Below are 12,867 nucleotides of genomic sequence, written 5' to 3' on the forward strand. Positions count from 1 at the left end.
GGCAGGGAGGCGGCGTCGGTGCAGACCACCGGGCAGGCACAGGCCATGGCTTCGAGCACGGGCAGGCCAAAGCCTTCGTAGAGCGAGGGGTAGACCAGGGCGATGGCGCCGCTGTAGGCCAGGGCCATGTCGGCCTCGGTGAGGATGGCCACGTGCACGGTGGCCGGGCCTGCCTGGGCGCGCTGGGTGGGCTTGAGTTCGCCCCCGCCGGTGCAGAGGATGTGAAAGCCAGCGCGGGCCTCGCCGAGCAGGGCAAAGGCCTCGAAAAAGAGGTCGGCGTTTTTGTAGTCGTCCCGCGTGCCGGAGAGCATGAAGTAGGGCTGGTGCAGACCGTGGCGCAGGCGGAAGTCGGTGACGGCTTCGGCGCGGGCGGGCTGCAGGTCGCAGCCATTGGGCGCGAGGGTGATGGGCACCTCGGGGCGGCCCAGGGCCTGGGCCAGGTGCTGGCGCAGGTCGCGTGCGGTGTGCTGCGAGACGGTGGCAAAAGCCGAGGCATGGGCCAGCGCCGATTGCTTCTGGCGCCACATGGGTTCGCTCAGGTCCCAGCCCAGCACCTCGGGGATCATGTCGTGCACCAGCAGCAGGGTGGGCGTGTGCCGCGGGTGGCTGTAATACGTGGAGGCGAAGACCTGCGCGCCATGCTGGTCGCACAGGCGCTGCAGCAGGTCGCGGTCGGATTCGAGGTCGTGGTAACTGAAGCCGGGGGCGTCGATCACCTCCAGCCCGGGCAGGCGGGGCAGGGTGTGCTGCCGGTCGATCACCCGCACGTGCTGGGCAAAACCGCTGGCCAGCCACTGCTGGAACACCTGGGTCCAGACCTTGGCGATGCCGGAGCGGCCGATCTGGAAAAACACCCCGTCGATCAGGATGGGGGCTGGATGCGGCATGGAGGGGGTTACCACTGGTGGAGGGAGAGGTCGGTGCTGGCGAGGAAGTCGGCACCCATCAGAAAATAGGTGCCGGCGGGCCAGTCCTTGAGGTGGCGGATGCCGGTGGAGACGTTGGAGGCGCCGTTGCCCAGGAAGTAGTCGCAACGGGCGGCCAGCCAGGCATCGGTCAGGACCTGGCGACCGATGGCCTCACCCGGGTGGCCCGAGAGGTGCACGCCCTCCTGGCCCGAGCCCCGGACGCAGGGCAGGCAGAACACGCGCTCGCCCCAGCGCTGGCGGAAATCGGCCTCGACCGGGGCGCTGTCGGTCAACAGGAACAGGCGCAGGCTGGGGTTGACGTCGAGGATGCGCTGGATGCTGCCGTGGTACTGCGCGTTGAGGGCCTCGAGGCTGGCGAATTCGTGGACCTTGTCGGTGCCGCGCACGTGCACGGCCAGCCAGTGGTCCTGTGCGAAGTGGGTCTGCCAGAGGGCATTGATTTCGGCGCGCAGCGCGGGCTGCAGGCGCAGGTGACGGCGGCAGAGTTGGCGGTAGACGGCGTGCAGGCCCAGGCCATGCAGCGGGTGGCCCTCGGGAATCCAGGGCAGCAGGTCGATCAGCTTGATGTGGAAGTCGCTCACGACCACGGGCTCGGGGCGGTTGAGCAGGTAGAGGCCGGTCACGCGTGAGCCGTCGCCCTCCCACTTGACGACGTCGTCGAGGTGGAGGTTGCCCGCATGCCACTTGGGTGGGTAGCAGGCCAGGCCGGGCTGGCAGACGTGCGCCCATTGGGCCGGGGACACCGGTTGGAAGTAGAGCGCGAAGGCGTTGTCCGTGTCGGGGTTGCGGAACAGGCTGTTGCGACCCCAGTGGACCAGGGGGATGCGACCGGTGAGTTCGGCCACCAGGAGGGCGCCGAGCACGTGGTCGAGGTCGGACCACATGCCAAAGCCCCAGGCCTTGATCAGCAGGTAGCGGTGGGCGTCGGGGCGGCTGCTGTGGGGCCGGTCGAGCCCGAGGTGCTCGCGCAAGCGGGTCAGCAGGTCGCGGGCTGCGGCGTGATCGGCCTGCCTGTCTGGCCGGGCCAGCAGGGCGCGGCAGACCAGATCGGTCTTGTGGAGGTTGCCCCGGGCGAAGGCGGCCTGGGCGTCCTGGATGTCGAAGGCAGTGCTCACGCGTTCAGGCCCCGAGTTCGTCGCGCACCGTGCCCAGCTGGGCCTGGCGCCACAGGGCGGTGTAGATGGTTTCGAGCTGCCGGCAGAAGGTGGCGCTGTCGAACAACGAGGCCTGCTGGCGCTGCGCAGCGAGCCGGTCTTTCAGGGTCTGCCTGCGGGCGGGGTCGCGGGCCAGGGCCAGGGCCAGGGCTTCGTAGTCTGCGAGGCTGGCCGTGGCCAGTTCGGGCAGGCCGGCTGTGTGCAGCAGGCTGCCGGCCACGCGAGAAGGGAAAGACTGGCCCATGTAGGTGACCACGGGTAGGCCGGCCATCAGGGCGTCGGCCGCGGTGGTGTGGGCGTTGTAGGGGTGGGTGTCGAGGAAGAGGTCGGCCTGGCGGTAGCGGGCCAGGTGGTCTTCAACCCTGGGCACGCGCTGGGCAAACACCAGGCGCTCGGGCGCCACGCCCTGGGCTTGGGCGTGGGCCCGCAGGTTGCGTTGGGAGACCTCGTTGCGCGACATCAGCCACAGCACGCTGCCAGGCACCTCGCGCAGCAGGCGCATCCACACGGTGAACATGTGGGGCGCGATCTTGTAGTCGTGGTTGAAGGAGCAGAACACCACGCCCTCGTCGGGCAGGCCGCATTCGGCGCGGGTGGGGGTGCGCTCGGCGATCTGGATGCCGCCGGCGGCCGGGAGGTAGGAGTCGGGCAGGTAGACAACCTTCTCGTCGTAGTAGGCCTGGTGCGCGGGCGGGATGACGTGGCGGTCGGCGATCAGGTAGTCGATGCAGTCGAGGCCCAGGGTGCCCGGGTAGCCCAGGTAGTTGACCTGCACGGGGGCCGGGCGATGGGAGAAGACATCGGTGCGGGAGTCGGAGGTGTAGCCAGCCAGGTCGATGGCGATGTCGACCTCCATCTCGCGCATGCGCCGGGCGATGTCGGCGCTGCCCATCAGGCGGGCGTCGAGGAAGTGGTCGAAGCTGCGCAGCATGCGCTCGCGCAGGCGGCTCTGGTCGTCGATGCCCAAGGAGATGGCGATGGTTTCGAAGCGTCGCTTGTCGTGCTGCTCGAAGATGCCGGCCATGAGGTGACCCACGGGGTGCTCGCGCAGGTCGGGCGAGACGTAGGCGATTCGGATGCGGTCGTGGCGGTAGCGCTCGCCCGTCCACAGCGGGGTAGTGGGCGGAAATTTGTGAGCGGCGAAGGTGCGCGCGCAGAGCAGGTGGTCGGCGGCCTGGTCGTTGATGGCCATGAAGCCCAGGGACTTGCAGACGCGCTGGCTGGCGCGCACGCCGTCCGTGATGGACTGCACGAGCGTGTCGAAGTCCGTCCAGTCGCAGATGTGCATGCGCTCGTAGCTGAGCAGGCCCAGGCCGTAGTCGTAATTCGGGTTGATGTGCAGCAGGCGCTGGAACATGCCGATGGCCTGCTCGCTGCGTTTGAATTCGGTGAGCAGGATGGCGCAATTGCCCAGGGCGGTTTCGTAATCCGGGTTGATGGCCAGGACACGGTTGAAGCGCTCCAGTGCCGCCATGTGCTGGTGTGATTCGCGCAGCAGGGTGCCACTGTTGATCAGGGCCTCGATGTAGTCTGGCTTGAGCGCCAGGGCCTGGTCGTAGGCGGCCAGGGCCGCATCGCGCTGGCCGGCTGCGTGAAGGGCCGAGGCGTAGGCCGCCCACAGGGGCGCGAAGTGCGGGGCCACCTGGGTGCCGTGGGCCAGGTGCGCCAAAGCCTCGGCCATGGCGCGCCGCTTGAGCAGGATCACACACAGCGAGTAGAGGGCCACGGGGTCGTTGGGCTGGGCCATCAGGAAGCGCCGGAAGCGCCGTTCGGCCTCTTCGTCCTGCCCCTGGCCCTGCAGGGTCACGGCCTCGATGAGGTACTGCTGGTCCAGCACCGGGGCAGGGGCCTCGGTCGGCAGGGGGGCGGTCAGGGTGTCGGTCATGGTGGCGTGCGTCGGCGTGCTTCGGCGTGGAGCCCATTTCAGGTGCTCACCCATGGTGCGGCAAGGCGGGCGCCTCGCTCGACCGATAAACGGCGGCAGAAGGTCACAGTTTGCGTGCTTGTTTCTGCATGTGTCAAAGAAGTGCTCAAGTCGCCTGGGGGCGCACCGATATGCCGACGAATCGGTGAAAAGAAGTGTCGGCCATGAAATGTGTCGTGACCGCCATGCTTTTCCGGCCAACCCGCTCGCCGCGCTTCTCTAGGCTGGCGGATCTGGCCGGGCGATGCCTCCGCAAGGAGCGCGCTCACCATCCTTTCACGTCCTGAATTCGAGGGCCGCATGTCCATCATTGACTCGTTGACCACCACCCAGATCGCGGCCCTTTCGACCTCGACCATTGCCAAGTTGACGACGGCGGACTGGGCGGCCTTCGACACCGACCAGATCGCGGCGCTGACCACCAACCAGGTTCGCGCCATCGAGACGACCGATCTGGCCGTGCTGAATTCGGAGCAGATCCAGGCCCTGCAGACGGACCTGGTGCGCATGCTGACCTCGGTGCAGATCCGTGCCCTGACCACCGACTCGATCCAGGCCCTGACCACCACGCAGGTGCAGGCCTTGACCACCACACAGGTCTCGGCCCTGACCACAACCCAGGTCAAGGCCATCGAGACGGAAGACATCGCGGCGCTCAAGACCGACCAGGTTCGCGCCCTGAGCAGCGCACAGGTCAGGGCGCTGGAGACGGACCAGATCCAGGCCGTCACCACCACCCAGATTGCGGCCCTGACGACCTCCCAGGTGAGCTTCCTGACGAGTGCGCAGATCGCAGCCATCGAGACGGAAGACATACAGGCCCTGACCACCAGCCAGGTCCGCACCCTGAGCAGTGCGCAGATTTCGGCCCTGGTCACCGAGCAGGTGGCCGCGCTGGAAACCAGCGACCTGGCCGCCATCACCACCGCCTCCCTGCGTGGCCTGACCACCGATGGCATCCAGGCCCTGGGCACGACCCAGGTGGCTTCGCTCACGACGACCCAGGTGGCTTCGCTGAGCACCGCACAGGTGTCGGCCATCGAAACCGAGGATGTCGAGGCACTGAGCACCACCCAGGTCCGGGCGCTGTCGACGGCCCAGGTGCGTGCGCTTGGCACCGATCAGATCGAAGCGCTGACCACCGAGCAGGTGGCGGGCCTGGCGACCACCCAGGTCGCCTCACTGACCACCACGCAGGTTGCGGCCATCGAGACGGGTGACATCGTTGCCCTGACCACCAGCCAGGCTCGCGCGCTGTCGAGCACGCAGCTTTCTGCACTGACCACCGACCAGGTCGGTGCCCTGCAGACGGCCGACCTGGCTGCCTTGGCCACGGCGTCCGTGCGGGGGTTGACCACCGATGGCATCCAGGCCCTGGCCACGGATCAGGTGGCTGCCCTGACCACAGGACAGGTGTCGGCCCTGACGACCACCCAGGTGGCCGCGGTGGAAACGCAAGACATCGCCGCACTGACCACCGACCAGCTTCGAGCCCTGAGCACCAACCAGGTCCGCGCCCTGTTGACCGAGCAGGTCGGCGCACTGACCACCGAACACGTGGGTGTGCTGACCAGCGTCCAGACAGCGGCCCTGCTGACCACCCAGGTGGCGGCCATCGAGACCCAGGACATCGCGGCCCTGGGCACCACACAGATCAAGGCCCTGGGCAGCACCCAGGTTTCGGCCCTGAGCACCGACCAGGTCAGCGCCATCACCACGTCCACGCTGTCGTCGATGACCAGCACCGCCTTGCGCGGCCTGAGCACCGATGGCATCCAGGCACTGAGCACCGATCAGGTGGTGTCGCTGTCGACCAGCCAGGTTTCGGCCCTCACCACACGCCAGATCAGCGCCATGGCCACGGATGATCTGGCTGCACTGACCACCAACCAGGTGCAGGTGCTCGGGTCGACGCAACTTCGCGCCCTGAGCACGGAGCAACTGGTGGCGATTGCCACCGTGCAGACCCTGAACCTCACGACGGCGCAGATCGTCGCCTTGAGCACCTCGCAGGTGGCGGCGCTCAGCACCGACAGCATCGCCGCCCTGCACAGCACCCAACTGCGCGCTTTCAGCAGCGACCAGGTAGGTGCCCTCCTGACCGATCAGATCGCCGCGCTGGACACGGCCGCCGTGAGCGGTTTCTCCCTGGTGGCGCTGCGTGGCCTGACCACCGACGGTGTCCAGGCCCTCAGTGGGGCACAACTGGCGGCCCTCAATACCACCCTGGTGGCCAACCTCTCGACCGCCCAGATGCAGGCCATCGAGACCGATGACATCGCCTCCTTCACCTCCGACCAGGTGCGCGCCCTCACTGTGGCCCAGGTGCGCGCGCTGACCACCGATCAGATCGTGGCCTTGTCGACCGACCAGGCCGGCGTGCTGACCAGCGCGCAGGTCAGCAGTCTGTCGACCAGCCAGGTCGCCGCCATCGAGACCAGCGACATCGCCGCCATGGGCACGAACCAGATTCGTTCCCTGACTTCGGCGCAGGTCTCGGCCCTCACGACCGATCAGGTGCAGGCCATCGAGACCTCGGACATCTCGTCCTTGAACACGCTGGCCATCAAGGCGCTGACCACCGATGGCGTCCAGGCGCTGAGCAGCGATCAGGTTGCGGCGCTCACGTCCAACCAGGTCGCCGCCTTCCTGACCACCCAGTTGGCCGCCATCGCCACGGATGACCTCCAGGCCCTGGGGTCGACCCAGCTCAACGCGCTGAGCACGGCCCAGTTCCGGGCCTTCACCACCGATCAGGTGGCCGTGCTCGACACCACCCAGGTGTCGTCGCTCAACACCACCCTGGTGAGCGCCCTGACCACGGCCCAGATGGCCGCCTTGTCCACCCAGGCCATCGAGGCCATGGGCACGATCCAGTTCCGGGCGCTAGGTAGCGCCCAGGTGGCTGCACTCGGCACCGATCAGGTCGTGGCCCTGGAGACGGCAGACCTGCAGGCCTTGGCCACGGCCGCCGTGCGCGGCCTGAGCACGGATGGCATGCGTGCGCTGAGCACCGACCAGGTTCAGGCGCTGAGCACGCTGCAGGCTGCAGCCCTGCGCACGGCCCAGTTGGCCGCGATGGAAACCGAAGACGTTCAGGCCCTGCGCACGGCGCAACTCCGCGCCCTGGGCAGCGCTCAGGTCCAGGCTTTGGGAACCGACCAGGTGGCGGCGCTGGGCTCCGAGCAGGTGCAGTCCCTGACGACGGCACAGGTGCGGGCCCTTGGCACCGAACAGGTTCACGCCTTGTCGACCGACAACGTCCAGGCCCTGACAACCAGCCAGTTTGAAGCCCTGGCCAGCACCCAGGTGGCGGCCCTGTCCACCGACCAGGTGGCCATGATCGAGACGGGCGACATCGCCGCCCTGACCACCGCCGCCCTGCGTGGCCTGGGCACCGATCAGATCCGCGCCCTGAGCACGGATCAGGTCGCCGCACTGAACACCCGCCAGGTGGCCAGCCTGCTGAGCGCACAGGTCGCCGCCTTGGAGACCGACGACATCGCGGGCATGAGCACCAGCCAGATCCAGGTGCTCTCGACCGCCCAGGTGCAGGCCCTTGACACCCTCCAGGTGGGGGCCCTGCGCACCGATCAGGTGGCCAGCCTGAGCAACGCCCAGCTGGTGGCTTTTGGCACCAGCCAGATCGCTGCCATCACCACCGATGCGGTCGCGGCCATGTCGACCCGCCAGGTGGCTGTGCTCAGCAGCGCCCAGGTCGCGGCCCTCAGCACCGACCAGGTCGCTGCCATCGAGACGCAGGACATCGGCGTGCTCAGCACCGCTGCCGTGCGGGGCCTGACCTCCGACGGCATCCAGGCCCTGTCTGCCGCGCAGCTCGCGGCTTTGTCCACCAGCCAGGTCGCCGCCTTGCTGACCACCCAGGTGGCGGCCATCGAGACCGATGACATCGCCTCGATGACGACCAACCAGGTGCGTGCCCTGAGCCTGGCCCAAGCGGCTGCGCTCAGCACCGACCAGGTGGCGGCCATGGGCTCTGACGACGTGGCGGCGCTGTCCACCTCTGCCATCCGTGGCCTGACCACCGAGGGCGTCGCAGCCCTGACCACCGAACAGAGCGCCGCGCTGGGCACTTCTCAGATTGCCGCACTGACCACGGCCCAGGTCCAGGCCATCCAGACGGAAGACTTGGCGGCCCTGTCTTCCACCCAGTTCCGTGCCTTGCTGACGTCGCAGGTTCAGGCGCTGGGCACCGACCAGATTGCGGCGCTCACCACCGACCAGGCCGCCCACCTGCTGTCTGCCCAGGTGCTGGCCCTGAGCACGAACCAGATCTCGGCCCTCGAAACCGAAGACATTGCCGCGATGGGCACCGCCCAGCTGGCCGCGCTGACCAGTGCGCAGACACTGGTGCTGGACACCGAACAGGTTGCGGCCCTGGCCTCGGCCTCGGTCAGCGCCTTGAGCGTGTCGGCCCTGCGTGGCATCACCACCGAGGGCATCCAGGCCCTGTCGACCGAGCAGATTTCCTCTCTGAGCACCAGCCAGGTGGCCGGCCTGCTCACCGCGCAGGTGGCGGCCATTCAGACCGAAGACCTGGCGGCGCTGACGACCAGCCAGGTGCGCAGCCTGTCGTCCGACCAGGTCCGCAACCTGGGCACCGACCAGGTCGCAGCCCTGACCTCCGATCAGGCGCGTGCCCTCACGACCCTGCAGGTGGTCAGCCTGAGCTCCACCCAGGTTTCGGCCATCGAGACCGAGGACCTCGCCGCCTTGCAGACCCAGCAGGTGGCCGCTTTCAACAGCACCCAGGTGGCGGCCTTCACCACCGATCAGGTGGCGGCCATCGAGACGCAAGACCTCGTTGTGCTGTCCTCGCTCAGCCTGCGTGGCCTGAGCACACTGGGCGTGCAGGCGCTCACCACGGATCAGGCCGCTGCACTGGGCACCACCCAGGTGGCCGCCCTCTTGACCAGCCAGGTCGCCGCGTTGGAGACCGATGACCTGGCCGCCCTGACCACCAGCCAGTTCACGGCGCTGGGTGCAGCCCAGGTTCGGGCGCTGGGAACCGACCAGATTGCCGCGATCACCTCCGACCAGATTGCCGCCATGACGTCTGCCCAGGTGGTTGCACTCGGCACCACCCAGATCGCGGCCATCACCAGCGATGACATCGCCGCCATGACGGCCACCCAACTGCGCGCCCTGGTCAGCACGCAAGTCGCGGCCCTGACGACCGAGCAGGTCGCCGCCATCGAAACCGGGGACCTGAGCGCCTTGTCCAGCACGGCATTGCGCGGGCTCACCACAGACGGGGTCGCCGCACTCACGTCCGACCAGATCGCCGCCCTGTCCACGCTGCAGGTGGCGTCCCTGTCTTCGACCCAGGCTGCCGCCATCCAGACCGAAGACATCGCCGCCCTGACGACCAACCAGGTTCGTGCCCTGACCTCCGCCCAGGTGGCCGCCCTCAGCACCGACCAGATTGCGGCCATCGCCACCGACGACATTTCGGCCCTGGCCACCGCCTCCGTGCGCGCCATCACCACAGAGGGCATTCAGGCCCTGACGTCTGACCAGATCGCGCTGCTGAGCACCTTGCAGGTCTCCTCCCTGAGCACCCAGCAGGTCGCCGCGATCCAGACCGAAGACATGGCCGCCCTGACCACCAACCAATTGCGCTCTCTGGGTTCCGTTCAGCTGCGCGCCCTGGGCACCGAGCAGCTCGCTGCACTGGACACCACCCAGGTCACCGCCTTGCTGACCACGCAGATCGCGGCCCTGGCCACCACCCAGGTCTCCGGCTTGACCACCGATGCCATCGCGGCCATGTCCACCAGCCAGGTGCGCGCGCTCTCCAGTGCACAGGTGGGCGCCTTGAGCACCGACCAGGTTGCGGCCCTCGAGACCACGGACCTGGCCGCCTTGAGCAGCCAGGCCGTGACCGGCTTCACAACCCTCGGCATCCAGGCCCTGTCTTCCGATCAGCTGGGTGCCTTCACGACCACCCAGATTGGTGCCCTGACCACGGCCCAGGTCAATGCCATCACCACCGATGACATCGCCGGACTGGGCACCAGTCAGGTGGCGGCCTTGTCGCAGGCCCAGGTGCGCGCTTTGGGCACCGACCAGATTCAGTCCCTGGATTCGAACCAGATCGCGGCCTTGACCACCTCACAGGTCACCGTGCTCAACGGAGATCAGCTGGCAGCCATCTCCACGGAAGACGTGGCGGCCATGAGCTCGTCTCAGTTGCAGACCCTGAGCAGCACCCAGCTCTCGGCGCTGACCACCGAGCAGCTCGCGGCCATCGAGACCAACGACGTCTCCGCGCTCACCACCTTGGCCCTGCGCGGCCTCTCGACCGACGGCGTGCTGGCCCTCAGCACAGACCAGATCGTTCACCTGTCAACCTCACAGGTTGCGAGCCTGAGCACCGCCCAGGTCCAGGCCCTGGCCACCGATGACATGGCCGCCCTGGGCACCCAGCAGTTCGTGGCCCTGAGTGTCACGCAGTTGCGTGCCCTGCACACCGACCAGGTGGCGGCGCTCACGACAGACCACCTGTCCGCCATCCTGACGAGCCAGATCGCCGCCCTGGCCACCGATCAGATCGCTGCCATCAAGACCGAGGGCATCGCGGCCCTGGGCTCCGATCAGGTCCGAGTGCTGGGCAGTGCCCAGGTGGCCGCCCTGACCACAGACCAGGTTGCAGCCTTCGAAACGGGTGACATCCGCGCCCTCACGACGCTCAGCCTGCGCAGCATGACCACCGATGGCATCGCCGCCCTGGGCAGTGACCAGGTCGTTGCCCTCACCACGCTGCAGGTTGCCGCCCTCACGACCAGCCAGATCGCGGCCATCCAGACCGAAGACGTGGCCGCCCTGGGCACCGACCAGCTCCGTGCCTTGGGCACCAGCCAGGTTCGTGCCTTCAGCACCGACCAGGTCGCTGCGCTCGAGACCCACCATGTGGCCGCCCTGAGCACCACCCAGGTCCAGTCCCTCACCACCGACCAGGTCTTGGCGCTCTCGACCGACGACATCGTCGCGCTGGACACCAACCAGCTTCGCGTGCTGGGCAGTGCCCAGGTTGCCGCGCTCAGCACCGACCAGGTCGCGGCCATCACCACCGACGACATCAGTGCGCTGGCCACCTCCGCCCTGCGTGGCCTGACCACCGAGGGTGTGGTCGCCCTGCTCACCGAGCAGGTCGCCGCGCTCTCGACCACCCAGGTCGCGGCCCTGCTCACCAGTCAGGTTCTGGCCATGGAGACCACCGACGTGGCCGCCCTGACCACCAGCCAGGTTCGCGCGCTGGGCTCCACACAGGTCCAGACACTCGACAGCGACCAGCTGGCCGCCCTGACCACCAGCCAGATCGTGGCCCTGAGCACCGGCCAGATTGGCGCGCTGCTGACCACCCAGGTCTCGGCCATCGAAACCGAAGACCTGGCTGCGCTCACCACCAACCAGATCCGCGCCTTTGGCAGCGCCCAGTTCCAGGCGCTGACCACCGAGCAGATCGTCTCCCTGACGACCGAGCAGGTGGCCGTGCTCACGAGCACCCAGATCGTCGCCCTGAGCACCGACCAGGTCGCGGCCATCGCCACCGATGACATCGCCGCCCTGCAAGGCAGCCAGCTGCGCTACCTCAACAGCACGCAACTGGCCGCTTTCGTCACCGACCAGATCGCCGCCTTCGAGACACAGGACCTCTCCAGCTTCTCCACCTCGGCGCTCAGAGGGCTGACCTCCGACCAGGTCCAGGCCCTGACCACCGACCAGATCGGCGCCTTCAGCACCACGCAGTTGGTCACGCTCACGACGGATCAGATCCAGGCCTTTGAAACCGGTGACATCACCCACCTGACCACCGGCCAGTTCGCGGCCTTGCGCACGGCGCAGATCGTGTCGCTCACCACCGACCAGTTCGCGGCGCTGAGCACCGACGAGATCCAGGCGCTGACCACGCTGCAGGCCGCTGCGCTCACGACCGATCAGATCGTGGCCTTCACCACCACGCAGATCGCGGCCTTGGAGACCGCCGACATCCGCGCCATGTCGATGACGCAGATCAACGCCTTCGAGTCCGACGACCTGGCCGCGATGAACGGCGCCCAGCTCGACGCCATGATCGCCGCCACCCCCATCGTGCTTGACCTCGATGGCAACGGCGTGAGCACCGTCTCCAGTGCCAGTGGCGTCATGTTCGATGTCAACGGCACGGGCAAGCAGAGCCAGGTTGGCTGGGCCTCTGCGCACGATGGCCTGCTGGTGCAGGACCTCAATGGCGATGGCCTCATCAACAACGGCACCGAGCTGTTTGGCGGCGGCACACGCCTGGCCAATGGCGAGCGCGCCGGCAACGGTTACGCCGCACTGGCCGCGCTTGACGGCAACCACGATGGCATCCTCTCGCAGGCCGACACCGCCTTCGCCAACCTGCAGGTCTGGGTCGACGCCAACCAGAACGGTGTCACCGATGGCAGCGAGTTGCGTTCCCTGAGTGACCTGGGCATCGTCTCGCTCGACCTGCACGCCCAGAAGGGCAGCGAAGTCGACCACGGCAACCTGCTGGGCCTGGTTTCGGGCTACACGACCACCGATGGGTCCACCCATGAGATGGCCGACGTCTGGTTTGCCCGGGAGTCCACGGCCACATCGTCTACCACAGCGACCACAGAGGGCGACAAGGCCTTGCTGGCCTCGCTGAGCCTGGCCGATGTCCTGGCCGAGCCCGGTGAGACCCTGTTGCCGACCGAGCCCACAGCCAGCGACACGACCACCAACGTGGCCAGCGTCGACACCAGCACCAGCAGCGTGTCCGACACAGGCATCGCCGCCGACCCCTTCAAGGGCCTGCTCGACGAGCAGAACCGCTCCACCCTGATCTGAT

At 67.9% G+C, this 12,867-nt stretch carries 4 protein-coding genes; 1 reads left to right on the top strand and 3 read right to left on the bottom strand.

The genetic code is table 11. The annotated features are described in order from the left end of the window. The 3 genes from QZ994_RS07580 to QZ994_RS07590 all read right to left on the bottom strand — a co-directional run. On the bottom strand, positions 1-887 hold an 887-nt coding region (locus QZ994_RS07580), incomplete at its 3' end, for a glycosyltransferase (protein ID WP_290870492.1). An 8-nt stretch (positions 888-895) separates the two neighbouring features. After that, positions 896-2,044: a hypothetical protein gene (locus QZ994_RS07585; protein ID WP_290870495.1), complete on the bottom strand. Its 1,149-nt coding sequence runs from the start codon at positions 2,042-2,044 to the stop codon at positions 896-898. Between the two features lie 4 nt (positions 2,045-2,048). Next, positions 2,049-3,968, bottom strand: a complete 1,920-nt coding sequence (locus tag QZ994_RS07590) for a tetratricopeptide repeat protein (protein ID WP_290870498.1) — start codon at positions 3,966-3,968, stop codon at positions 2,049-2,051. Between the two features lie 339 nt (positions 3,969-4,307). Here QZ994_RS07590 and QZ994_RS07595 point away from each other — a divergent pair, with 339 nt between their 5' ends. Then, positions 4,308-12,866: a heme utilization protein gene (locus QZ994_RS07595; RefSeq protein ID WP_290870501.1), complete on the top strand. Its 8,559-nt coding sequence runs from the start codon at positions 4,308-4,310 to the stop codon at positions 12,864-12,866. Position 12,867: the final 1 nt, after the last annotated feature.

Origin of the sequence: Aquabacterium sp. (assembly GCF_021768455.1) — a bacterium.
GTDB lineage: Bacteria > Pseudomonadota > Gammaproteobacteria > Burkholderiales > Burkholderiaceae_C > Aquabacterium.